The sequence below is a fragment of the Paraburkholderia bryophila genome (assembly GCF_013409255.1).
In the GTDB taxonomy this organism is placed as follows: domain Bacteria; phylum Pseudomonadota; class Gammaproteobacteria; order Burkholderiales; family Burkholderiaceae; genus Paraburkholderia.
This window is the reverse complement of sequence record NZ_JACCAS010000002.1, coordinates 1,601,709-1,624,022: the sequence shown is the minus strand read 5'-3', so window position 1 is coordinate 1,624,022 and position 22,314 is coordinate 1,601,709. Positions and strand designations below refer to the sequence as shown.

Annotated in this window: 23 protein-coding genes; 9 read left to right on the top strand and 14 right to left on the bottom strand. The window is 61.9% G+C overall.

Translation table 11 applies throughout. The features are described from left to right. Positions 1-198: 198 nt before the first annotated feature. The 4 genes from GGD40_RS28435 to GGD40_RS28420 form a co-directional block, all read right to left on the bottom strand. Positions 199-1,395, bottom strand: coding sequence for an IS4 family transposase (locus GGD40_RS28435; RefSeq protein ID WP_179747082.1), 1,197 nt, complete (start codon positions 1,393-1,395; stop codon positions 199-201). Positions 1,396-1,481: 86 nt separating this feature from the next. Further along, entirely contained in the window at positions 1,482-1,658 is a 177-nt protein-coding gene (locus GGD40_RS28430; protein ID WP_179745899.1) for a hypothetical protein, read from the bottom strand. Positions 1,659-1,996: 338 nt separating this feature from the next. Then, on the bottom strand, positions 1,997-2,989 hold the full coding sequence (locus GGD40_RS28425; RefSeq protein ID WP_179745898.1) for an MlaA family lipoprotein: 993 nt from the start codon (positions 2,987-2,989) through the stop codon (positions 1,997-1,999). Between the two features lie 2 nt (positions 2,990-2,991). Further along, positions 2,992-5,607, bottom strand: coding sequence for an MMPL family transporter (locus tag GGD40_RS28420; RefSeq protein ID WP_179745897.1), 2,616 nt, complete (start codon positions 5,605-5,607; stop codon positions 2,992-2,994). Positions 5,608-5,820: 213 nt separating this feature from the next. On the opposite strand from GGD40_RS28420, the gene GGD40_RS28415 reads away from it, so the two are divergent. Continuing rightward, the gene (locus tag GGD40_RS28415) at positions 5,821-6,426 is read left to right on the top strand and encodes an MlaC/ttg2D family ABC transporter substrate-binding protein (protein WP_179711217.1); all 606 of its coding nucleotides are present in this window, start codon (positions 5,821-5,823) and stop codon (positions 6,424-6,426) included. Positions 6,427-6,593: 167 nt separating this feature from the next. Here GGD40_RS28415 and ispH read toward each other — a convergent pair whose 3' ends face one another. Next, entirely contained in the window at positions 6,594-7,538 is a 945-nt protein-coding gene (gene ispH / locus GGD40_RS28410) for a 4-hydroxy-3-methylbut-2-enyl diphosphate reductase (protein ID WP_179745896.1), read from the bottom strand. A gap of 329 nt (positions 7,539-7,867) precedes the next feature. Between ispH and hpnC the strand changes: the two genes are divergently transcribed. Beyond that, entirely contained in the window at positions 7,868-8,734 is an 867-nt protein-coding gene (hpnC, locus tag GGD40_RS28405; protein ID WP_179711221.1) for a squalene synthase HpnC, read from the top strand. After that, positions 8,734-9,906 (top strand): glycosyltransferase, encoded by a 1,173-nt coding sequence (locus GGD40_RS28400; protein WP_179711223.1) that lies wholly within the window; start codon positions 8,734-8,736, stop codon positions 9,904-9,906. Before hpnC ends, GGD40_RS28400 begins: the two co-directional genes overlap by 1 nt. 57 nt (positions 9,907-9,963) lie before the next feature. Here GGD40_RS28400 and GGD40_RS28395 read toward each other — a convergent pair whose 3' ends face one another. Further along, entirely contained in the window at positions 9,964-10,521 is a 558-nt protein-coding gene (locus tag GGD40_RS28395; RefSeq protein WP_179745895.1) for a hypothetical protein, read from the bottom strand. Between the two features lie 137 nt (positions 10,522-10,658). Continuing rightward, the gene (hpnA, locus tag GGD40_RS28390; protein ID WP_179711227.1) at positions 10,659-11,681 is read right to left on the bottom strand and encodes a hopanoid-associated sugar epimerase; all 1,023 of its coding nucleotides are present in this window, start codon (positions 11,679-11,681) and stop codon (positions 10,659-10,661) included. Positions 11,682-11,850: 169 nt separating this feature from the next. On the opposite strand from hpnA, the gene GGD40_RS28385 reads away from it, so the two are divergent. Continuing rightward, on the top strand, positions 11,851-12,144 hold the full coding sequence (locus tag GGD40_RS28385; protein ID WP_073429666.1) for an acylphosphatase: 294 nt from the start codon (positions 11,851-11,853) through the stop codon (positions 12,142-12,144). 126 nt (positions 12,145-12,270) lie between these two features. On the opposite strand, the gene egtD is transcribed toward GGD40_RS28385, so the two are convergent. After that, the gene (gene egtD / locus GGD40_RS28380; RefSeq protein WP_179711229.1) at positions 12,271-13,251 is read right to left on the bottom strand and encodes an L-histidine N(alpha)-methyltransferase; all 981 of its coding nucleotides are present in this window, start codon (positions 13,249-13,251) and stop codon (positions 12,271-12,273) included. 615 nt (positions 13,252-13,866) lie between these two features. Between egtD and rarD the strand changes: the two genes are divergently transcribed. Next, positions 13,867-14,763 carry an EamA family transporter RarD gene (gene rarD, locus GGD40_RS28375; protein WP_179711231.1) on the top strand — a complete coding sequence of 299 codons (897 nt, stop codon included), beginning with the start codon at positions 13,867-13,869 and terminating at the stop codon, positions 14,761-14,763. 89 nt (positions 14,764-14,852) lie between these two features. Here rarD and GGD40_RS28370 read toward each other — a convergent pair whose 3' ends face one another. Then, positions 14,853-15,392, bottom strand: a complete 540-nt coding sequence (locus GGD40_RS28370) for an Mpo1 family 2-hydroxy fatty acid dioxygenase (RefSeq protein WP_179711233.1) — start codon at positions 15,390-15,392, stop codon at positions 14,853-14,855. A gap of 91 nt (positions 15,393-15,483) precedes the next feature. Between GGD40_RS28370 and GGD40_RS28365 the strand changes: the two genes are divergently transcribed. Further along, a complete protein-coding gene (locus GGD40_RS28365; protein ID WP_179711235.1) occupies positions 15,484-16,203 on the top strand; it encodes a Crp/Fnr family transcriptional regulator in 720 nt (239 codons plus the stop codon). Positions 16,204-16,318: 115 nt separating this feature from the next. Continuing rightward, positions 16,319-16,978 carry a lytic transglycosylase domain-containing protein gene (locus GGD40_RS28360; protein ID WP_179711237.1) on the top strand — a complete coding sequence of 220 codons (660 nt, stop codon included), beginning with the start codon at positions 16,319-16,321 and terminating at the stop codon, positions 16,976-16,978. Between the two features lie 62 nt (positions 16,979-17,040). Here GGD40_RS28360 and GGD40_RS28355 read toward each other — a convergent pair whose 3' ends face one another. From GGD40_RS28355 to GGD40_RS28345, 3 genes are all read right to left on the bottom strand, one after another. Beyond that, positions 17,041-17,931: a 4-hydroxy-tetrahydrodipicolinate synthase family protein gene (locus GGD40_RS28355; RefSeq protein ID WP_179745894.1), complete on the bottom strand. Its 891-nt coding sequence runs from the start codon at positions 17,929-17,931 to the stop codon at positions 17,041-17,043. 2 nt (positions 17,932-17,933) lie between these two features. Continuing rightward, positions 17,934-18,278 (bottom strand): hypothetical protein, encoded by a 345-nt coding sequence (locus tag GGD40_RS28350; protein ID WP_179745893.1) that lies wholly within the window; start codon positions 18,276-18,278, stop codon positions 17,934-17,936. Positions 18,279-18,528: 250 nt separating this feature from the next. Next, entirely contained in the window at positions 18,529-18,909 is a 381-nt protein-coding gene (locus tag GGD40_RS28345) for a hypothetical protein (protein ID WP_179745892.1), read from the bottom strand. A 592-nt stretch (positions 18,910-19,501) separates the two neighbouring features. Here GGD40_RS28345 and GGD40_RS28340 point away from each other — a divergent pair. After that, on the top strand, positions 19,502-19,804 hold the full coding sequence (locus GGD40_RS28340; protein ID WP_179711245.1) for a helix-turn-helix domain-containing protein: 303 nt from the start codon (positions 19,502-19,504) through the stop codon (positions 19,802-19,804). After that, positions 19,801-21,024: a type II toxin-antitoxin system HipA family toxin gene (locus GGD40_RS28335; protein ID WP_179745891.1), complete on the top strand. Its 1,224-nt coding sequence runs from the start codon at positions 19,801-19,803 to the stop codon at positions 21,022-21,024. Before GGD40_RS28340 ends, GGD40_RS28335 begins: the two co-directional genes overlap by 4 nt. A gap of 40 nt (positions 21,025-21,064) precedes the next feature. Here the strand turns inward: GGD40_RS28335 and GGD40_RS28330 are convergent, their stop codons facing one another. Both GGD40_RS28330 and GGD40_RS28325 read right to left on the bottom strand, forming a co-directional pair. After that, the gene (locus GGD40_RS28330) at positions 21,065-21,325 is read right to left on the bottom strand and encodes a hypothetical protein (protein ID WP_179711249.1); all 261 of its coding nucleotides are present in this window, start codon (positions 21,323-21,325) and stop codon (positions 21,065-21,067) included. After that, a complete protein-coding gene (locus GGD40_RS28325) occupies positions 21,318-22,067 on the bottom strand; it encodes a DNA/RNA non-specific endonuclease (protein WP_179745890.1) in 750 nt (249 codons plus the stop codon). Before GGD40_RS28325 ends, GGD40_RS28330 begins: the two co-directional genes overlap by 8 nt. Positions 22,068-22,314: the final 247 nt, after the last annotated feature.

Below are 22,314 nucleotides of genomic sequence, written 5' to 3'. Positions count from 1 at the left end.
AAAAGCCTCGCTGCAAACGAGGCTTTAAATGGTTCGTTGGTGACAGGCCTTCAAACCGGAGTTGATTGCAACAGTATAACGCTCCGTTTTGACATTGATCAAATGGTTAATACCGGAGTGCATCATGACTGATTTGTCCATACAGCAACATCTCCCGCCCGCCCCAATGCTCTCAACTTAAGCCTAAGCCCCGCTGCATCAAGCGAGTTTGTACGCGAGATGGAAGTGGGGCTTGGCTTTTCTGGGTGGCCTTGGATAGGAGCGTGAGGGCTGGATCCGGCATCGGGTCTGATGGATTACTTCCAGCACACCGGCGAGTCTGTCCAGACAGCGCTGGATGCGCAGAAGGCACGCGCCGAGGATGGGCTTGAGTGCGCCCAGTGCGTACACCCGGTTAGGACGACTCGCGCCGGCATCGTCGCGCGACGTATCCAGATCGCTGAGCAATGTGCACAGGTTGTCAGCGAGGATTTTTGCGCCGAAGTCCTGCTGCAAGGCCAGGTAGTCGAGGCCCGTGACGGCTTCCAGTCGTAGCCGGTGTTTCAGGCGTTTGAACGCTTCTTCGACGCGCCAGCGCTGGTGATAGAGCGCCCCGAATGACGCAGCCGGGTAACGCTGGCCATCGAGCAGCGAGGTCATCAGCACACGCACGCGACCACTCGGGGTGACGTCACGAATCAGGCGCACGGTGCTCGGCGTACGCGCCAGTTCGTAGTCGCGGGCATCCTGCTCGCTGGGCGCCTCCAGTATCACCACGCGCTCGAGCTCGCCGCTGCGGGCAAAGGCGGTGACGCACTTCCAGTTACGTGCGTCGACGCGCATGCAGAATTCAATATCGCGCTGGGCGAGTGCGGCCACCATCGTGTTGCCGATGTAGCCGCGATCGAGCAGCAGCAGATCGGTGCGCGGCTGCAGCACGTCCAGTGCTTCGAACAGCATCTGCCGCTCGGCGCCGTCGGCGGGATGAAGTGTGGCGTGCAGGGTCAGTTCTGCTCCCGGCAGGAACAGCGCAAAGGCGTAGTGGTCGGCGCGCAGTTCATGGCCTCGACGCGTACCCACACGCAGGCGGGTACCGTCAGCGGCGACCAGTCTCAGGCCGTTCCAGCGCATCGAATCGATATGGGGTTGCGCTAGCGAAATCAGGTGCTCGCGGGCCAACTCGAACAGCTCCGCGGACAGCCCGCGGCGGGCCTTGCTGAAGGCCTGCGCACTGACGGCGCGACTGCGTGCGCCGTGCTCGCCCAGTGCGCCAAACAGCGCGTCGAGTTCGGCCTGCACGCTGGCACACATGCCCGACATCATCAGCGCGGCCATGCGCGGCAAGGTCAGGGTGCGATTGCGGGTAAAGGCGGTGGGAGAACGACGCACGCGATCGGCGAGCGCCGGATCAAGCAGGAATTCGGAGAACTCAGCCAGAAGCCTTGAGGACGCTGGTATTTGAGTTCATATCGTTGATTTATCAATGAGTTATGCGATGAAGTTTACAGGGGCAATGCCTCGTTTACAAGCTCTTTAGGGCTTAAGTTGAGAGCATTGTAGTGCGGAGGACCACCGCCATAAGCTTCTTGCAGATTAAGTACGTTGAACGCGATTACCAGCGCAAGCATGACCAGTAAAAGGCTGCCGAGAATAATAGTAATAAGCTTATTGCGAGCCATATTAATATCTGACGCTCAGCGGTATATAACAATCTGGAGATGACGACGTAGCTGCCTTTAGGTCACGCAATAAATATTCCATCCGGCCATGTAGCTGTTCGGCATTTTTGCCTTGAAATGATGTCGGATAAAGCATTCATCTTAACTGGCAAATATAATGTCGTTATGCAAATACGGTATCCCGATAACAATTTGGGTATTTTAGTGAAAGAAAAGATAACCAGTGCGGCGCGAGGGATTGCTTTGAATTTCAAAAAAATAATAAAAAGCGGCTCCCTTATAAGCTAAGGAAGCCGCTTTACAATCCGCCGCAGTGAACTACTACCGTCGCTTGTTCCCTATTGCGTGCTCGGCGCCGCCGCCGGCTGCCTACCCACTTCCGGTGCGGGTTGTGGCGTCGGCGCTACCGCGCCCGAAGCCGCCGCCGGCGCAGCCGGCATAGCACCCGCCACGCCGCTAGCCGGCGCATCGCTCGGGTCCGCGTAGTTCGGCACGCCCGCAGGCGCACCCGTGGCCGCTCCAGACGCCGCATTCGGCGCCTCGGCCGCATCGCCCGGATCCGCATAATTCGGCAAGCCGCCCGCCGCACCCTTCGCGGGAGCGGCGGCACCGGAATCGCCCTGATCGTCATAGTTCGGCAACGGCGCCGCATTGTCGCCCGTACCGCGCAGACGCGCCTTGCGCTGCTGCGTATACGCATCCCGCACGAACGAGTACTTATCCAGCGCCGCCTGCTGCAGCAAATCGGTCGCGCCCAGCAAGTCGGAACGCACGCTCACGAACTGCAGGATGTACAGCGGATTGCGCAGTGCCGGCTCCATGTAGTTCAACGGGTTGAACTTCACGTCGACCACCAGCCCCATGCTGTCCCGCACCGTGCTCGGACCGAACAGCGGCAGAACCAGATACGGACCTGACGGCACGCCCCAGTGTCCTAGCGTCAGCCCGAAGTCCTGATGATGCTTCGGCAGGCCGGCCGGCGTCGCCCAATCCAGCAGGCCGCCCAAACCGAAGGTCGAGTTGAACGCGAAACGCACGAGGTCTTCGGTCGCGTCCGTGATCTTCAATTGCAGCAGCGCGTTCGCGGCGTTGCTCAGGTCGCCCAGATTCGAGAAGAAATTGCTGACGGCCGTGCGCAACGGCTGCGGCGTCACTTTCTGATAGCCCTGCGCGACGGGCCGCGCGACGTACGTGTCCAGTCCGTCGTTGAATTTGAACACCACCCGGTTCACCGGCTCGAACGGGTCGCCGGGTTTGCGGTCGGGACCGGTCGCGCAGCCAGAGATCAGACCGGTGGCGGCCAGCGCCAGCACGGTGTTACGCAGCTTCATGCTTATATTCCTTTGTGCTTCGAGCGACGTTGACGCGGCTTGCCCATCAACACGGGTTGGAACACCACCGCGCCGATCAGCGTACAGAACAACGACAGCGCCAGCAGGCGTCCCATGCTGGACGTCCCCGGATGATGCGACAGCCAGAGACTGCCGAACGCTGTCGCCGTAGTCGCCGCGCTGAACAGCACGGCGTGCGTCAGGCTCGACTGCAACAGGCCGGTCTGGCCGTTGCGCCATGCCATCACGAAGTAAATCTTGAATGCTACGCCGACGCCAAGCATCAGCGGCAGCGCGATGATATTCGCGAAGTTCAGCGGCATGCCAAACACCACGCACAACTCCAGCGTGACGAGCGCCGAGACCAGCAGCGGCACCAGCGTACGCAGCATGTCGCCGACGCGCCGCAGCGCGATCCACAGCAGGATCGCGATCGACAGCAACGCCCAGCCGGCGGCCTGCAGGAACGCCTTGATGATCGTGTCGGCCGAATGCAGGATCGAAATCGGACCGCCGATCGCGTCCGGCTCCGCCTTCTTCACCGCATGGACGAAGCTGGCGAGCACGGTGTCGTCGTTCGGGTCGGCGCCGGGCTTGATCTTCGGCGCGATGTCGACGAGCGCGCGGCCGTCTTTCGAAACCCAGCCGCTGGAGATTTCTTTCGGCAGGTTTTCGCGGGTGATTTGAGTGGGCTGCAACAGATCCGCCAACTGCTTCAGCGCAATACGCAACGGTTCGGACAGCGCGGTTTCGGCGCGGTCGCGCGTGGCGGCATCGGCGGCGGCGAGCTTTTGCAGTGTTGCGGACAGATGCTGGGCTTCGGCCGCGCCGGGACCGGGATGATCTTCGGCGGCGAGCGAGAGCTGGTTCGACGCGCGCTTGAGCGTGGCCACGCGCACGGCGTCTGTGGCGGCCGGCGCGGGTTGCTGCTGCAGCGCGGGCAGCAGTTGCTGCGCGGCGCTGGCGACCAGCATCATCTTTTGCTGCTGTTCAGTGGGGACGAACGTATCGAGCGTCGTGACGCGCCCCACTTCCGGCAACGTGCGCAGATGCGCGGCCTTCTTATCTGCGTCGGCGAGCGATGCCGCTAGCACATGCACGTTGTTGACCGCGGCTTCCGGCGAATCCTTCAGCGACAGCAGCGTTGCCATCGATTCCGTGTGCGGATCCTTCAGATGCAGCGGGTTGAAGTCGAAGCGCAGATGCGTGAGCAGCGGCGAGGCGCCGATCACGACGATCAGCGTGCCGATCAGCACCGGCTTGCGGTGATGGTCGAGAAAATCGTCGACGGGTGCGAGTTGCTTGAAACCCGGCGACGCGGCTTCGCCCGGCGGATTGAAGAGCTTCAACAGAGCCGGCAGCAGCGTCATGTTGGTGAAGTACGCGACGAACATGCCGACGCCGGCTATCTCGCCCAACTCCGAGACGCCGCGATAAGCGGTCGGCAGGAACGAGAAGAAGCTCAACGCGACCGCCACGGCCGCGAGCGTCAGCGGCACGCCGATGCTGTGTGCCGTGTGCATGAGCGCGGCGGAGAGACGGTTGTCGCGATTGCGCTCCTCGCGATATTTGACGCCGAACTGCACGCCGAAATCGACCCCGAGTCCGACGAACAACACCATGAACGCGACCGAAATCATGTTCAGCGCGCCCACCAGCATCAGACCGAGCGCTGCAGTGATCGCGAGCCCGACGAACAGCGTGATGAACACGGCAGCGATCATGCGGCCCGAACGCAGCGCGAGCCACAGAATGATCAACACGACGATAAAGGTGCCGATGCCGTTCAGCGCCGCGCCGTCCTGGACCGAGGCGAACTCTTCGTCCGCGAGCGGCTGTTCGCCGGTCAGGCGGACCGTGGCGCCATAGCGCGCTTCGAGGTGCAGCGCCACGGCGGTCGCGCGGATCGATTTCGACGCGCTCGCGCCCGGTTCCAGCGCGTCGTAGTTCACGACCGGCTGGACGACGACGAACGCGCGCGCCGGGTTGGTGGCGACGCCCTTGTCGACCAGCGCGCGCCACGAGAACGCGGCCGGCTGTCCGGCCAGCACGCGATCGAGCGTGGTCGCGCTGGTCGACAGCAGATGGCTCATATCCGCGAGCTTTACCTGACCCAACTGCAGCGGCAGCAACAGGCTCGTGGTGAGCGTGCCGGCGAGGCCGGTCAGGCTCGGATCGTGCGCCAGCGCATTGACCAGCGGACGCGACTGCACGAGTTGCGACGTGGTGGACAGGACTTCGTCGGTGGACGGAAACAGCAGGCCGTTGTGGTCGAAGAACTCACCGCCGGCCGGTTGCGACACCTGCACGAACTCCTTCGGGTCGGTTTTCAGCGCGGCGGTCAGCGCATTAGCGGCGGCGTCGGCGAATTCCGGCGCGCGCGCCTCGACGACCACCAGCACGGTATCGCCGCGATCCGGAAAGGCCTGGTCCATCGCGTGTTCGAGCGACGACCATTGCTTGTCCGTGTCGATCAGACGGCTGATGTCCGTGTTGATCTTGAAGTTATGGGCAACGTAGATGCCGCTCAGAACGGCGAGCGCGAGCGACACGGCGACGATCCGCAGCGGATATCGCACCGAGTAGGCGACGAGACGGACAATAGATGACTTCAGCATGTAGGCGAAACTGGCCTTATCACGGGACGTTGTTTTTGACGAAAGTGCACAAGTATACAGAGCCCGAGGGATCCGGGCCGTATTCGGTAGCAAGTACAGCGCCCGGTGCGGCGCATCGGGGTGGGAACGCAATATCGGTATACTGGTCTATCCTGCTTTCGCCGCGGCTGACAAGGCTGTCGGCACTTACTTCTTTCAGGTTTTGACGAGCGTATGAAACGTTATCTGTCTGCTTTTCTGGCTGCGGCCGTGGTTTCCACGGCAGCTTTTGCGCAAAGCGCGCCTGATGCGGTGGTAAAGGGTGCCGTCGAGGGCACCGTCGCTGCCATGAAGGCCGACCCGCAAGCGCGCGGCGGCGACATGGGCAAAATCACGCAACTCGTGGAAACGCGCTTCCTGCCGGCCACGGATTTCCAGCGCACCACGCGGATCGCCGTGGGCAAGGCCTGGTCGACCGCCACGCCCGAGCAGCAGAAGCAGCTTTATGACCAATTCACGCTGCTGCTGGTTCGCACTTATGCGGCGTCGCTGTCGCAATTGCGCGATCAGGACGTGAAGTTCAAGTTCTTGCCGGTCGACGCATCGGCGGGCGCGAAGGACATCGTCGTGCAGTCGCATGTGATCAGCAACGGCGGCGACGACGCGATCGACTACCGTCTGACCAAGGGCCCGTCCGGCTGGAAGGTCTACGACATCAACATGATGGGCGCCTGGCTGATTCAGGTTTATCAGACGCAGTTTGCGGATCAGATTTCGAAGGGCGGCATCGACGGCCTGATCAAGTTTCTGACCGCACATAACGCTCGTAGCGCAGGCTAAGGGCTAGGGGTTAAGGCCGCCTTCGTTTAAACGTAGCGTCCTCAGCGGCGCGGCCAAAGAAAAAGCGCGGTGGCCCGAAGGCCACCGCGCTTTTTTTGTCGCCGACATCACAATCGGTCAGAAGCGGCGCGAAGCCGCCCCATGTACCGCGCTGTGTGCTGCCGCCCTTAAACTTCGCGGGCGGCGAGCGGTTGCAACAGTTTCGCTGGCAACTTGAATTCGACTTTCTCTTCACGGCCGGACATTGTCGTAACGTCGACGGGCCCCAACGCGCTCAGCGCATCGATGACGTTTCTGACCATCTCTTCCGGCGCCGAAGCGCCGGCCGTGATGCCGACCGTCTGCACATTCGCAAACCACTCCGACTTCACTTCCGAACCGTCGGCGACGAGGTAGCTCGCTACACCGCTTTCGCTGCCGATCTCGCGCAGCCGGTTCGAGTTCGAACTATTGGTTGCGCCCACCACCAACAGCACTTCGACCTGCTTGCTCAATTCGCGCACTGCCGCCTGGCGGTTTTGCGTTGCATAGCAGATGTCGCGCGTGTCCGGTCCGACGATGTCGGTAAACCGGCGCAGCAAGGCGTCGATGATGCCGCGCGTGTCGTCCACCGACAGCGTGGTCTGCGTGACGTAAGCGAGCGGCGTGTCGAGCGGCAGGTCCAGATGCGCGACCTCGGCCTCGCTCTGCACCAGTATCACTTTGCCGGGGATCTGACCGATCGTGCCTTCCACTTCCGGGTGCCCGGCGTGGCCGATCAGGATCAGCGTGCGGCCGGCACCGACATACTGGCGGCCTTGCACGTGCACTTTGGTGACCAGCGGGCAGGTTGCGTCGAGCACGTCGAGACCGCGCGCTTCCGCATCACGTTCGACGGTTTGAGCGACACCGTGCGCGCTGAAAATAGCAACGGCGCCTTGCGGCACTTCATCGAGTTCCTCGACGAAGCGCGCGCCCTTCTGGCGCAGATTGTCGACCACATGACGATTGTGGACAATCTCGTGACGGACGTACACGGGGGCCCCGTGTTGCTGTAACGCGCGATCGACAATCTCGATTGCACGAACAACACCCGCACAAAAGCCGCGGGGTTGAGCAAGGATGACTCGCATAAGTTGGCGAACTCCGACTGACGCGGGTTTCGAAGAAGTCGGTAAGTTTGACTTTATCGCCGCGACCATCTAATTAGTTGACGTCTTGAGCCCCGGCGACCGCCGGTACAGCAAAACCAAACGCGCATTCTAACGCTATCAGGCCGGCTTTGCTTTGGCGGCCCCGCCCGGTGTTGGACGGGCGCTGCGCGACCGGCTTGGGTTCGGCGCCATCGCGGAGGCATGCGGCAATGATTACACGCTGCGCCGGATTGGCGGACCCCTTAAACTACGTGGTCCTGCGGCGCGCTCGGGCGCCCGCATTACAGAAAGGTTTCGAGGCTCGCTGGATGGAAGTCGATCACTCCGAAAATTTTCCGGTCGCGAGCGTGTTGCTGCCCAAGGCGCTGCGCGCGCCGATCGGCATTATCTATCAAGTGGTCCGCACGGCGGCCGACATCGCCGACGAAGGGGACTGGAGCGCGGCTGAGCGGCATGCCCGGCTCGCCGACTTCCGCGCCGGTCTCGACGCGGTCGTGGAGCGGCGCGCGGCGCCGGTGCATCCGCTGTTGTTCGGCAAGCTCGCGGGCGTGGTGGCGCAGTTTAAACTGCCGCTCGCGCCGTTCTACGATCTGTTGCGGGCGTGCGCGCAAGACATCGATACCCGCCGTTATGCGGATCGGGCCGCGCTGCTCGACTATTGCCGCCACTCGGCGAATCCGGTCGGGCATCTGATGCTGCATCTGGTGGGCGCGGCCACGCCGGAAAATCTCGCCGACGCCGACGCGATCTGCACCGCGTCGCAACTCATCAGCTTCTGGCTCGAAGTCACCGCAGACTGGAAACAGGATCGGCTGTATCTGCCGCTCGCGGATCTGAAACGCTTCGGCGTGACCGAGGCGCAGATTGCCAACGGCCTCGCCGACGACGCCTGGCGCGCGCTGATGGCGCACGAGGTGTCCTATGTCCGGAGCACGCTGGTGCGCGGCGCGCCGCTCGCGTTGCGGATTCCGGGGCGGCTCGGGTTCGAGCTGTGCGGCGCCGTGCACGGCGGCCTGCGATTTCTCGAGCGAATCGAGCGTGCGGGCTACGACGTGTTTCGCGAGCGGTTGGAGCTCAATGCGTTTGACTGGTGCGTCGTCACGGCGCGCACCGTGGTGATGTGGCTATCGCGACGCGTCGGTGTAGCGGCGCGTTCAATCGAGGGTAATGCTTAATGGCGGTGGTTCTGTTTCTTCTTTCGTGTCTCTCCCTGTTGATCTGGTGCGTGCTGCTGTTTGCGCGCGGCGGTTTCTGGCGCGCGCGGCCTGCCGCGCCGCTGGCGCTCGCGCCGCGCGAAACCTGGCCGGCGGTGGCCGCCGTGGTGCCGGCGCGCAATGAGGTCGAGGTGATCGCCGAGGCGGTCACGAGTTTGCTTCAGCAGGACTATCCCGGTGACTTCCACGTGATCGTGGTCGACGACCACAGCACCGACGGCACCGCCGACGCCGCGCGCGCCGCTGCGTTGCGGTTGCAATGCCCCGACCGTTTGACGGTGCTGAGCGCGAAGCCGCTGCCGCCGGGCTGGTCCGGCAAGGTGTGGGCGCAGTCGCAAGGTATCGAGGCGGTGCGCACGCTTGGCCTGCCGGCGGACTTTCTGCTGCTGACCGACGCGGACATCGGTCACCCTGCGGACGCGGTCGCGCAACTCGTCGCGCGGGCGGACGCGGAACAGCGCGATCTGGTCTCGCTGATGGTGCGTCTGCGTTGCGATTCGTTCTGGGAAAAGGCGCTGATTCCGGCGTTCGTTTTCTTCTTCGCCAAGTTGTACCCGTTCGCGTGGGTCAACAACCCGCGCAATCGCACGGCGGCGGCGGCCGGTGGCTGCATGCTGGTACGGCGCAGCGCGCTGGAGGAAGCGGGCGGTATCGAGTCGATCCGCGCCGAACTGATCGACGATTGCAGCCTGGCTGCGCGCATCAAGCATCGCGGCACGGGGCGTCATCCGATCCGGCTGGATGTGGCGGCGCGCAGCGTCTCGCTGCGTCCGTACGATAGCTGGCGCGATATCTGGAACATGATCGCGCGCACGGCCTTTACGCAGCTTCACTACTCGCCGCTGCTGCTCGCGGGCACGCTGCTGGGCATGACGATCATCTATTTGATGCCGCCGGTCGCGGCGTTGGTGCTGGGTCCGATGGGCTGGCCCGCGTGGCTCGCGTGGGCGGCCATGTGCTGCGCGTATGCGCCGATGCTCAGTTATTACCGCCGTTCGCCGCTGTGGGCGCCGTTTTTGCCGCTGATCGCGCTGTTCTACGTCGGTGCGACGTTTGCGTCGGCGGTGCGTTACTGGCGCGGCAAGGGCGGTCAGTGGAAGGCACGCGTTCAGGCGCCAGTGCAGGAACGCTGATGCGGTTTGTCCGAGTTGAGTGAGCAAAAAATGGCGCCTTCGAAAAGGCGCCATTTTTTATTTGCTCTGCGTAAGCATCATGTAGAGCTGAATCACCATGTCGGGGGAGAACGTAAACGGCACCCAGCCGTGCCCCGTATGGCGCATGACCAGCAAACGGTCACCGTTCGACTGCTTCTGTACCGCCATGACCGGGTTCTTGGTCGATACGAAGCGCCAGCCCGGCGGGATGCCCGGCGGCGGTTCCGGCGTCATCGACGCGCGCGCGTTCGACAACTCCTCGATCAGTTTGCCGATCTGGTCCGGACGCAGTGCGACGGTCTGACCGCCGATCGTCATCGTGATTTCGTTCTGACCGGGGCGATTGATTTCGAGCGTGGGTGGAACCGGCTCGGCCGGTTCTTCAACCACCGCCGACGGCGCCTGCTCAACCACGGCGGTTTCAGCCGCGACACCGTCCGCATGCGATTCGGGCGCGACGTGATCCGCCGACGCTTGCGGCGCAACGGTCTCTGCGGGTGTCTCGGGAGTATTGTCGGCCGGCGGGGCCACGACAGCCTGAATGAGCTGATCGACGCCCATTTCCAGCGCGCCGAGCTGTTCGTGAAGATTCATGCGAGGTTTCTCTGGTAAGACCTACGATTTTACCTGCTGCGCGTAGGCTTTTACCTGTCGCAAACACAGTGACGTTGTAACAAAATGCTCGCGACCGCGCCGGTTTGCCGGGCGCGTGTCGCGTGCTGAAGCTGGCTTCAGCGCTTCGAGCCGGGCGTTAGATAGCCCGCTTGCCTGAACCAGTCGAGCGCGTCGCTCAAGCCTTCGCGATAGGGCCGCGCGCGATAACCGAGTTCGCGCTCCGCTTTCGCCGACGTGAAGTACATCTTGTTCTTCGACATCTTCAGACCGTCCACGGTGACGAACGGTTCACGCTTCGTGATCTTCGCGACCGCTTCGGCGCCCATCGCGAGCGGATACAACGGCCAGCGCGGCAGGCTCAGCGTCGGCGCCTTGCGGCCGGTCAGCGCCGCGATGTCCGCGAGCATCTGCTGCAACGGCAGGTTTTCGCCGCCGAGAATGTAGCGCTCGCCAATCTTGCCGCGTTCCAGCGCCAGAAAATGGCCGGCGGCCACGTCGTCCACGTGCACGAGGTTCAGGCCCGTGTCGACGAACGCGGGAATCTTGCCGAGCGCCGCTTCGACGATGATGCGACCGGTCGGCGTCGGCTTGACGTCGCGCGGACCGATCGGCGTCGACGGATTGACGATCACCGCCGGCAGGCCGTCTTCGGCGATCATGCGTTCCACCGCGCGTTCGGCCAGCACTTTGCTGCGCTTGTACACGCCGATCGCCTGGTCGGCTTTGAGCGGCGAGGTTTCGTCGGCGGACTGGCCGGAACTGGTCACCTTCAGCGTCGCCACGCTGCTCGTGTAGACGATGCGTTCGACGCCTTCCTTCAGCGCCGCGCGCATGGTCGCTTCGGTGCCTTCGAGATTCGAGCGCTCGATTTCGCTCGGGTCCGGCGCCCACAGTCGATAATCCGCCGCCACGTGCAGCAGATAGCGCACGCCGCGCAACGCGGTGCGCATGGACGCTTCGTCGCGCATATCGCCGACGACGATTTCCGCGTCCAATGCCTCGACGTTTTGACGCGGACTGGTGGCGCGCACCAGCACGCGCACCTTGAAACCCTTCTGTTGCGCGATGCGTGCCACCGACGAGCCGACAAAGCCGGAAGCGCCGGTCACGAGCACGAGATCGCGATTCTGTTCGCTCATTCTGTTTCCATTCCCTGCATGACAGTCGACGGATTGTACGTGCCGCGCGCGCCGTGTGTCGCGCCGGGTGTGCCGGACAGGCGCTCGGAAGGCGGACATTGCCGAGCAAGCTCGCCGCGACGCGGCTAGAATGCCGGCTTGAAAGTTGAGTTGCATGGGAGAACACGGCATGGCCCCGGATCTGGATCAGCGGATCGAAACGTATTACGTGCGCGTACGCGGCATCGTGCAGGGCGTCGGCTTTCGCCACGCGACCGTGCGGCAGGCTCACGCGCTCGGTATCAAAGGATGGGTGGCGAATCTCGACGACGGATCGGTCGAAGCCATGTTGCAGGGCTCGGCCAATCAGGTCGACCGGATGCTGTCGTGGTTGCGGCATGGGCCGCCGGCGGCGCGCGTCACCGAGGTGGCCGGCGAAGAACGCGCGACCGAAAAGCGTTTCGAGCGTTTCGAGCAGCACTGAGCGAATCGACAACACCGCGCTGAATGAAAAAAGGCGGGCCGCCATCACACCGATGGCGGCCCGCCTTGTTCATTGCGCTGGTGAATCGGCTTTGCTTCGCGGTTCGACCCGTGTCGGTGTCCGCGTTTAGCGCGCTACCAGCAGACTCTCCGCAAACCCCCATTCATCTTCGATCCACTGATGGCTGCATACGAAACCGGCGTCGTCGGCGATCGCGGGCATTTCTTCCGCGCGATATTTGTGGCTGCTCTCGGTCCAGATCGTTTCGCCCGCTTTCAGCGACACCGTCAACTGCGCGGCGCCGACGTGTGCGGTGATATCGCGCTTCGCACGCAGATGCATTTCGATGCTGCGCGCGTCCGGATTGAAACGCGCGACGTGCTCGAACGCCTCGAGCGGAAAATCGCCGTCGAGTTCACGGTTGATGCGCGCCAGCAGATTCAGATTGAACGATGCGGTCACACCGACCGCGTCGTCGTACGCTGCGATCAGCACCGGCGTCGGCTTGATCAGATCGGTGCCTAGCAGCAATGCGTCGCCGGGGGCGAGCATGTTGCGGATGTCGCGCAGAAAACGCGTGGCCGCGAGCCGGCCGAAATTGCCGATCGTACTGCCGAGAAACAGCACGAGCAACCGGTCGTCCGCCGCGCGGTCCTTGCTGACTTCGGCCAGACCGGCGAGATAGTCGCGTTCATAACCGACAATCGAAATCCGTTCGATGTCCCCCAGTTCGCGCCGGCACAACTGCAACGCGCTGCGCGAAATTTCAATCGGGCAGTAAGAAGTGGGGCGCTTTTTACACAGCGCTTCAAGAATGCGCCGCGTTTTACGTCCACTGCCGCTGCCGAGTTCGGCGACGGTCACGTCATGCGGCAAATGCGCGACGATGTCCGCCGCGTGCTTCGCGAGCAGCCGCTCCTCGGCGCGTGTCACGCCGTATTCGGGCAGCACGGTGATCACTTCGAACAGCGCGGAGCCGACTTCGTCGTACAGATACTTCGACGGCAGTTCTTTTTGCGGCGTGTGCGTGAGTCCGGCGCGGACTTCAGCGGCGAAGGTGGAGCGGAAGTCGGGTGAGGCATCGTGCGATAGGGCTGGCTGGGTCATGGTGGCTCCAGTAGTCACATTCAATGAGCGGAGTTGCCGGCAGGGCGGTGACAGGCATGTTGAAACGCTGTCGATGCATGCCGCGAAAGAGGCGGGCGGGCTCGTCCGTTGGACGTGTTGTGCCGGCTCGGCTCGGGGATGCTGCACAAGCTGTGTCGCCCATCAGAAATTTCAGCGGGGCGTTGCGAACGACAAGGCGAACAGCGTCGCAAGACTTCGTAGCAAGATTCGCGCTTGAGCCGGCTTGGGCGGCTGCGAGAGACGCTGCCGTTTGAACAGCCCACGCCTGGCTCGTCGCGCGTGAAGTTAAGTTCTAGTGCATCGATACGCGATGCGCACGGAATAATTTGCAGCCTGTCGACGGGAAAGCGCAAAGCCGCGTATGACCAACCCGTCTAGAATGCCGGCTTGCGTTGCCTGATGAAACTACTGAAAAACTAGAACGCAGTGAGCTCGTCGACACAACTCGCCGTACTGCACTGCCTGCTTAAGAGACATGCCGCTAATGAAGAACCGCCACGCCGCGCTGCCGGATGCTGCACTGCAAACAACATCGCTTGCAACGGTACTTGCAACTGCATCGCCCATTACCGCGATCGCGCCGCGGACCGTGCAATGAACCAGTATGACCCAAAGCGCGGTATCGCGTTGTCTGTCGGCGCGTCCGCGATGTTTGCATTACTGTCCGCTTACGCAACGCTGCTCGCACCGCTCAGCGGCCTCGACATCTTTGCGTGGCGGATCATCTGGACTGTGCCCGGCGCGCTTCTGTTGGTCGCGTTGCGTAAGCGCCTACCGATTCTCCGGCAGCTTCTTTACCGCATGGTGACCGAGCCGAAACTCGGCGTCGCGATGATCGTCAGCGCTGTTCTGTTGGGCGCGCAACTGTGGGTATTTCTGTGGGCGCCGCTGCATGGCCGCATGCTTGAAGTCTCGCTCGGCTATTTTCTGTTGCCGCTGGTGATGGTGCTGGTCGGCCGCTTCTACTATCACGAACGTCTCGACGGTTTGCAGTGGCTCGCGGTGATTTGCGCCGCCGCGGGCGTCGCCCATGAACTGTGGATGACTGGTGCTTTCTCGTGGCCGACCTTGCTCGTTGCGCTCGGCTATCCGCCGTACTTCGTATTGCGCCGCAAAATCAATCAGGATTCGCTCGCCATGTTCACCGTCGAAATGGCGTTGCTACTGCCGGCAGCGATCGTCTTCGCGATCAGCGGCGGTTCGCTGGCGGCGATTAGCGGCCGCCTGGACATGTGGTTTTTATTGCTGCCGGGCCTCGGCGCGTTGAGCACACTCGCGCTCGCTTCGTATCTGAAGGCGAGCCGCTTGTTGCCGGTCGCGTTGTTCGGCATTCTCGGTTATGTCGAGCCGGTGTTGCTCGTGCTGGTTTCGATCATGCTGCTCGGCGAAACGCTGAACGCCGCGCAACTGGCCACGTATATCCCGATCTGGATCGCGGTCGCGTTGACCGCGTTGCATAGTGTGCGTCTGGTTCGACTGGCGCCGAATTGACCCGCGTTGAGCATGTCGCAGCGGACCGCATTGATGATGATGGGCCGCCGCGACACGTACTAAGCGTTGCCGCGCTACGCCATACGCCATCAGTGATGCGCCGCCGCCCGCTCCGCATTGATACGCGTCGGGCCGACTTGCGCCTCGATCGCTTCGCGCAGCGCCGGACGCCAGCCGAAGCCGAACAACGCTTCCGCGAGAACGAACAGCGGGCCGATCAGCAGTCCGATCACGTCGTCGACGAAAGCCGGCTTGCGGTGTTCATAAGCCACATGGCCGACGAACTGAAACACCCAGCCGACCACGAACAAGCCAACGCCGGTCGCAATCCAGATCAAAGTGGATTGCGCGGCGATCCATTGCCCGAACGCGACACACACGACCGATACGATAGCCATCATCACGCCGAGCGGCACGTCGAGCACGAGGTAATAGACGGTCGCCGCGCCGAACAACAACCACGCCGGCGATAACATAAATGGCAACGCGCCGACGGCGAAAGCGGGACGGCTCAGCAGAACCGCCAGCGCCACCACGATCATCGGGATGCCGATGAAATGCGTGGCGATATTGCGCCGGTCGCGGTGGTAAGCCGCGTATTGCGTGAGTTGTTGCGTCAGCGTTCTCATGGATGCCCCTCGTCCGTCAAAGTCAGCATAATCGCGGGCAGCGGAATTTGAAACCATCGGGTAGCCGACAATCGGGCACGGATGCCGTCCTATGACTGCGAGTTTTTCATCGAACGAGAATGAATTGAGCGCGCTGCTGGCGCGCAGCGCGTGGTTTCGCTCGGCGCCGGCCGACATGCAGGCGCGGCTGATCGAAGCGGGGCGCGTGGAGCGCTTCGTTGCCGGGCAGCGGCTTTTCACGCGGGGCGACGCCGACGACGGCCTCTATTGCGTGCTCGACGGTCTGGTGAGAATTGGCGCGGCCAGTTCGGCCGGCAAGGAAGCCTTGCTTGCCGTGATCGAGCCGGCGAACTGGTTCGGCGAGATCGCGCTGTTCGACAATCGGCCGCGAACCCATAACGCGTATGCTGAACGCGATTCCGTGCTGTTTCACGTAACGCGCGCCGTGCTTGCCGCGATGCTAGAACGGTCGCCCGCGTATTGGCACGTGTTCGGTCTGCTGCTGACGCAAAAGCTGCGCCTCGCGTTCGACGCGATCGAAGAAGCCGCGTTACTGCCTGCCGCGCAGCGCGTGGCGCGCCGGTTACTGCTGATGGCGGGCGGTTATGGCGAACCTGGCGCACTGCGGCGCGTGCTGAAGGTACCGCAGGAGGATCTGGCGATGATGCTGGCGTTGTCGCGTCAGACGATCAACCAGGTGCTGAAGCAGTTCGAAACGCAAGGGGCGTTGAAGCTCGGCTACGCCGAGATAGAAATTATCGATGCAAAAAAACTCGGCGCACTGGCGGAGCTCGATCTTGCTGCGGAGTGATGTGCCGGATCGCGCGGCATCTTTATAAGCATTTTACGGCGCGCCCCTGTTTCTTTGGCGATTCGCTATACCAAGCCCGGTAAGGTCGAGACACTCCGGGTCAGGAAGCGAAAACATGCATGGAAATAGCGTTCTGGATGGTGTGCAGAGACAACGACAAGCCGGGCGAACTAACCCGGCATCCCGCCTGACGACGATGCTCGCGGCGATCGCGCTGTCGTTCGGCGTTGCCGCGCAGGCGGCCGATGCGCAATCGGCGGTGGCCACACCGATTGCGGTTGCGGTCGCAAGTCATTCGATCAGCGCTTCAATGAGCAACTCGACGAGCGATTCGACGCCCGGGTCCACGCTCCCATCGCTCAGCGACATCACCGCGATGCTACGCGCGCAATTCCGCGTCGCGCCGATGGAATCGATGAAGATCGCGCGTGCCGTGTTGACGGAAGCCGACCGTTACGCGATCTCGCCGGTCTTGCTACTCGCGGTGATGTCGGTCGAGTCGAGCTTCGATCGCCACGCGGTGAGCGTTGCCGGCGCGCGCGGCTTGATGCAGGTGCTGCCAGCGGCACATCCGCAATTGATCGCCGGGACGACCGATCTGTCCGATCCCGCGATCAACGTGCGTATCGGCACGACGATTCTGCGCGACTACCTCGACGCGAGCGGCGGCGATCTCGAAGCCGCCTTGCTTCGCTATAGCGGCGGCGGTCGTGGCTACGCGCGGCGTGTTGTGTTGCGCATGCAAAGTTTCGACGCGAGTCTGCGCCGCGAATGAAGAAGCCATTCGCGGCGCGTTTTTAGTTCGTGATGGGTACGGCGACGTGGAAGACGAACCGCTTAGTTCGTCGCGCCGGCAAACTCGGCGCGCAGATCCTGCAAGCGGTCGCGCGCCGTGCTCAATCGCTCGACGAGTTGCGCCGACGCACGCGTAATCGGCATGCGTGTCTCGTCGCTGAGTGAATGATCGAAGGCGAGCATAGCCTTGATGGCCGACGGATTCGGCGCCGCGAACAGCAGACGCAACACCGGCAGCAGACTGGCGAATAGCGTGCGCGCGTCCGTCGCGCGATCGGAATGGATCAGCTCCTGCACCGCGACCAGCAGATCCGCACAGACATGCGCGCTGGCCAGAATGCCGCCGGCGCCACCGTGATGCAGGCAGTCGTCGAAGGCTTCGTCGGTGCCGCACAGTACGTTGACGGGCAGTGCGCTCAGCTTCTCGAAGTGTTCCCTCACGCACTCCTTGATCGCGACGATATTCGCGTGTTCGACGAGCCGTGCGACCGTCTCCGGCGCGATCGTCACGCCGGTTCGGTGCGGCACGTTGTACAACACGATCGGGCGTTCGGTGGCGAGTGCCACCTGTTCGAAATGCCACTGCACGCCGGCCTGATCCGGACACACATACGACGGCGCGGACACCAGATAGCCCGCGCAATCCCAACGCTCGTAGCGCTGAATATCGTGCAGAACATCACGCGTGTTCGAGCCGCCGACGCCGATCAGCATCGGCAATCGCTGGCCGATCACTTCCGCGAGCGCTTGCAGCACGGTGAGACGTTCGGCTTCCTGTAACAAAGCGGCTTCGCCTGTCGTGGACAGCGCAACGAAACCGCTGATTTCCGTGCGCAGATAGTAGTCGGCGAGGCGCTGCAACGCGTCGACATCGACTCCGCCTCCGCCGTTATGCAGCGGCGTAACGATAGGCAACCAGATACCGGAGAACATGATCAACGCACCTTTGCGGCCGTGCTGCCGCGCTTCACGGGGCCGATCAACGCGGCGGGGAGGGTCGAGATCAGAGTGTGCAGAGTGAAGTCGAGATCGTCGCGCGCAATGTCGAGTTGCACATGTACTTCGTCACGATCGGCTTCGGTACTGATCACATACACGCCGAGCGGCGAGTGAAGCAGTGCGCGCAGCTGGACGCCGGGAAGGTCGTGCGGGAGATGCGGCAGAGCGACTTGCAGGCGCACGCGCGCCGAGGGGAAGGGAAAAACGTTGTTGCGTGACGGGGCCGGCGGCGCGTTGAGCGGTTGCGGAGCGAAGCTATCGATGGTTTGTGTGAGTGCCATTTAATCCGGCGTTCGTCGACGCCAGGGTTGATCAAGACAGTTCGAGATTAGACTTCCGCGGGTAAACGCAGTGCAAAAATTCGCGTGTCGATTGAAAAAATCATGCGGACTTTTTGACGATGGACGCATGCTCTCTTGCGAGACGCGCATAAAAAAAGGCGAGTCCTTAGACTCGCCCTCCCTGAACGGCACAGTGCGGCTTCGATTAACTACCCATGCATGGCCGATGCGTGCCGAAACCGATCACGTGTTATTGCGTCTTGGTCGTGTCGGTCTTTGCGCCGTCGACTTTCGCCGGGGCATTGCTGGCCTCTTTCGCGCTCTCCGTCTTGCTCTTCGCGGCGCTTGTATCGACTGCGGCCTTCTTGGTGACCTTATGCGGCTTGGCCGTGTGGTGAGCGGCAACCTTCTTCACATGCGACTTGCTCGCGGCTTTGGTCGGCGCTTTCGTCGTCGCGGTGCCTTCGTCCGTTGCACCGGTTTGCACGGCGGTGCTGGCCTTCAGGTTCGCTTGACCGGCGGCCTGCGTTTGCGCGGGTTGTGCCGGTTGCGCGGCGGACGGTGCGGCCGTTTGAGCAAATGCGGTCGACACGACGAGAGCGGAAGCGAGAGCGGCGAAAAGCGTCTTCATGGTGTTACTCCTGGTTAAACCGGTGGTTTCTTGTATCGTGGCTGAATGTGTTCAGCGCTGCCGGTTTAACGTTGACCGGAAGACAGGAGTTGACGACGCTCTGGTGACAAAACGTAACGGCTGAAACATGTCGGGGTGCTGAATCATGGGGTGGCGTTGCGTGCGGCAACGCGCTGTTGACTCGGCAAAGGTGAGGATGAAATTTGCGACTGCTTCGTCCGTCGTGTTGTCGAACGGCGCGAGGACCAACTGCTTGGGGGAGAGCGACGTTCAGGAGTTTAAAAAACGGCATTGCACTTGCCTGCGATACACATAGATTTGACTAGTTCCGCATGATGAAGCCAGTGGCAAAAAGTGTGGAAACTGTGCCGCCTCGACCGGCGTCGTAGCACGAACATGAGCCGCAGACGTCGCGTCGCAAATCGAGGCGCCTTGGTCATTTAACCGGTAAATATTCGACGATTAAATGCTATAATCGACATTAATAAGCAAATTTACGCCGATTAATTCGTGATATAAATTTGACCTTGCGCCGATTAATCAGTAAAATATTGCCGATAAACTGCAATTCGGCCACCTAACCAGCGCAAAAATGAACTTTGAACTTGCAAGTTCTCAAGAGGTTGCTCGCGAACTGGGCCAGCGGCTTCGCGCACATCGCCTCGCCCAAAACCTTCAACAGGAGGAACTCGCGAGCCGCGCGGGCATATCGGCGCGGGCGCTTCGCAATATCGAGTTGAATGGACAGGCAACGCTCGACAACTTCCTTCGCGCGGTCATGGCTTTGGGCCTCGCGGGCGAGCTGGGCAGCGTGTTCAATACGAAGCCGAGATCGATTCAGGCAATGGAGGCTGCCAGCGTCAGGCGTCAGCGTGCTTCCCGGGGATCGTCATGAAGAAACTCAGCGTCATTTACGCGGGTTGGGGCGAGCGTTTCGAACTCGGTCAGTTGGCTGACGACGGCACTGACCTTCTGTTCGAATACTCAGCGGCGGCGTTACAGCGAGGCCTCAACCTGTCTCCGTTCAAGATGCCGCTTGCACCCATCACCTACGGAAACTTTCCGGCGCATCAGTTGGGGTTGCCGGGACTCGTGAGCGACGCGTTGCCGGACGGCTGGGGCATGCTCTTGATGGACCGGCTGTTCCGCAAGCAGGGCTGGGACACACGGCGCATGTCTCCGCTTGACCGCCTTGCGTTCATCGGCGAAAAAGCGATGGGTGCGCTCGCCTTTGAGCCGAACGACGGTGAAGCGCTCGATCCTCAGGATGTCGAACTCATCACGCTTGCTCAAGATGTCCGGCAGGTCATGGTCGATGGCAGCGAGCCACTCTTGCGCGAGCTGGCTTTGATGGGTGGCTCGCCACACGGCGCCCGCCCAAAGGTTCTGGTCAACTTCGATCCGGATTCCAACCGGATGTTGAATACCGAGCAGGGTGCCGGGACACCGTGGCTGGTGAAATTCCCAGCGCAATTCGACGACAAGGAGGTTTGTGCTGTCGAGGCAATGTACGGCGCAATCGCTGCGGCGTGTGATCTTCGAATCCCCGTGACCCGCTACTTTGATCTTGGCCCCTCGCTATCGGCGTTCGGCATAGAGAGGTTCGACCGCTTTGAAGGCAAGCGAGTGCCGATGCATACGGCAGCAGGCGTGGCTCACGCCGATTTCCGTGTGCCGCAGATGGACTACGTCACGCTTTTGCGGTTGACGCAGTTCATGACGCGCGACGCACGCGAGGTTCAGCAAGCGTTTGAGCGGTGCGTGTTCAACGTCGTATTCAACAACCGCGATGACCATGCCAAAAACTTTTCTTTCGTGATGGCATCGGACGACCGCTGGCGCTTTTCGCCCGCGTATGACCTGACATTCAACGGCGGCCCTGGCGGTGAGCATCAGATGGACATCTGCGGCGAGGCAAGGGCGCCCGGCCGCGAGCATCTGATGAAGCTTGCAAGCATGACCGGTGTCCAACCGGGAATTGCATCGCTTGCCATCGAACGTATTGCTACGCTCGCGTCAGCATTCCGGGAATTTGCCGACGGCTTGCCTATCACGAGCGAAACGCTGGACATGATGGAGCGTGCCGTTAAAGAGAATCAGTCGCGGATGGTCTGATGGCCTGGCAATCAGGCCGCGCATGCCAGTTTGTGCGACGTCACTGAAACGGATTCCGCACCACACCCGGTTTCACATCCGGTTCGTCTTTCACCTTCGCGGGCAGATTCGCTTGCGCCTGCAACGCGGCGACGACGGCATCCACCGCTTCCTTAAGCGCAAGTGCCGCTTTCAGTCCGGCCTGATCTTGCGGCAATTCCAGCGTGCCGTTCAGCACGACGCGCGTCGTACCGTTGCTCACCGTGAACGCGTCGCCCTGAATGTTGAGCACGTCGTCGTCGTTCGAATAGGGTTTAAACACCTTTTAGTCCTCCCGGTCGCTGATCTTTGAGGTTCTCCGGAATGCCCGGAAAACGGATGCCCGACGCGGCTTCGAGTTCGTGAATCGTCTTGATGTCGTAACGGTTGGTCGACACATTGTCCACCATCACCGCGAAGGCCAGTTTGCGCGACGGCACGTAGACGACCTTGAACAACTGCGTCGGCACGAACACGCGCGTCGGTCCGATGGTCTGCAACTGCTGACCGTTGAAGAGCGGACCCGTGACCACATACGTATCGCCGTACGACATCGCGATCTTGCGCACGGAGGTTTCGATACGCGCCCACAGCCGCTGATTGTTCTCGCGATCCTGCGGCACGACGTTGGCCAGCGAGAACGACTGCGCCATCGCCTCCTGATTCCAGCGATTACCCGCCGGACTCATATGACCGCGATCGAAACCGCTGCGCTTATAGTCCGCGAGCGTCGCGCCTTCGCCGTCCGGCAAGCGCGCGTCTTCGAAGAACTTGTTGGTGCGCACCATGTCTTTGGCCGCTTCGATATGGTCGCGCGTCAGATGCTCGGCGGACCACAACGGACCGTGCGTGAGACCGGAATGCAGCACTGCAAAATCGCTATAGCAAAGCATGCGCGTTTTCGGCGCCATCTTCTGATTGGTCAGAACCGGCCATTGCGCGTTTGGAGTGAACTCGGTGCAGGAGGGCGCTGCGCTCGCGTGTGCGGCAACAGCGAATAACAGACAGGCAAACCACTTCTTCATGTGTCGGTCGGTCGAGGGATGGGGGCGCAAGTATAGCGTCGCCAGTGCGGTTCGAGCGATGCCAAATACTGCGAAAAACCGGAAGAAGAAAGCGGAGTGGTATTCCGTACGTAGCGTTAGAGAAGAGGCACAGGCGTGAAGTCCGCGACGTGATCGCAATCACGTCGCACCAAAAAAAACGGGCCGCTTTGCAGCGACCCTAATGCGTGGAGTTCCAACTCTACGGATGGAAACTTAAGATGGGCTT

Coding starts and splice junctions, on each gene's coding strand:
- GGD40_RS28430 (WP_179745899.1), bottom strand. CDS start 1,658: ATGGCTCGCAATAAGCTTATTACTATTATTCTCGGCAGCCTTTTACTG.
- GGD40_RS28425 (WP_179745898.1), bottom strand. CDS start 2,989: ATGAAGCTGCGTAACACCGTGCTGGCGCTGGCCGCCACCGGTCTGATC.
- GGD40_RS28420 (WP_179745897.1), bottom strand. CDS start 5,607: ATGCTGAAGTCATCTATTGTCCGTCTCGTCGCCTACTCGGTGCGATAT.
- GGD40_RS28415 (WP_179711217.1), top strand. CDS start 5,821: ATGAAACGTTATCTGTCTGCTTTTCTGGCTGCGGCCGTGGTTTCCACG.
- ispH (WP_179745896.1), bottom strand. CDS start 7,538: ATGCGAGTCATCCTTGCTCAACCCCGCGGCTTTTGTGCGGGTGTTGTT.
- hpnC (WP_179711221.1), top strand. CDS start 7,868: ATGGAAGTCGATCACTCCGAAAATTTTCCGGTCGCGAGCGTGTTGCTG.
- GGD40_RS28400 (WP_179711223.1), top strand. CDS start 8,734: ATGGCGGTGGTTCTGTTTCTTCTTTCGTGTCTCTCCCTGTTGATCTGG.
- GGD40_RS28395 (WP_179745895.1), bottom strand. CDS start 10,521: ATGAATCTTCACGAACAGCTCGGCGCGCTGGAAATGGGCGTCGATCAG.
- hpnA (WP_179711227.1), bottom strand. CDS start 11,681: ATGAGCGAACAGAATCGCGATCTCGTGCTCGTGACCGGCGCTTCCGGC.
- GGD40_RS28385 (WP_073429666.1), top strand. CDS start 11,851: ATGGCCCCGGATCTGGATCAGCGGATCGAAACGTATTACGTGCGCGTA.
- egtD (WP_179711229.1), bottom strand. CDS start 13,251: ATGACCCAGCCAGCCCTATCGCACGATGCCTCACCCGACTTCCGCTCC.
- rarD (WP_179711231.1), top strand. CDS start 13,867: ATGAACCAGTATGACCCAAAGCGCGGTATCGCGTTGTCTGTCGGCGCG.
- GGD40_RS28370 (WP_179711233.1), bottom strand. CDS start 15,392: ATGAGAACGCTGACGCAACAACTCACGCAATACGCGGCTTACCACCGC.
- GGD40_RS28365 (WP_179711235.1), top strand. CDS start 15,484: ATGACTGCGAGTTTTTCATCGAACGAGAATGAATTGAGCGCGCTGCTG.
- GGD40_RS28360 (WP_179711237.1), top strand. CDS start 16,319: ATGCATGGAAATAGCGTTCTGGATGGTGTGCAGAGACAACGACAAGCC.
- GGD40_RS28355 (WP_179745894.1), bottom strand. CDS start 17,931: ATGTTCTCCGGTATCTGGTTGCCTATCGTTACGCCGCTGCATAACGGC.
- GGD40_RS28350 (WP_179745893.1), bottom strand. CDS start 18,278: ATGGCACTCACACAAACCATCGATAGCTTCGCTCCGCAACCGCTCAAC.
- GGD40_RS28345 (WP_179745892.1), bottom strand. CDS start 18,909: ATGAAGACGCTTTTCGCCGCTCTCGCTTCCGCTCTCGTCGTGTCGACC.
- GGD40_RS28340 (WP_179711245.1), top strand. CDS start 19,502: ATGAACTTTGAACTTGCAAGTTCTCAAGAGGTTGCTCGCGAACTGGGC.
- GGD40_RS28335 (WP_179745891.1), top strand. CDS start 19,801: ATGAAGAAACTCAGCGTCATTTACGCGGGTTGGGGCGAGCGTTTCGAA.
- GGD40_RS28325 (WP_179745890.1), bottom strand. CDS start 22,067: ATGAAGAAGTGGTTTGCCTGTCTGTTATTCGCTGTTGCCGCACACGCG.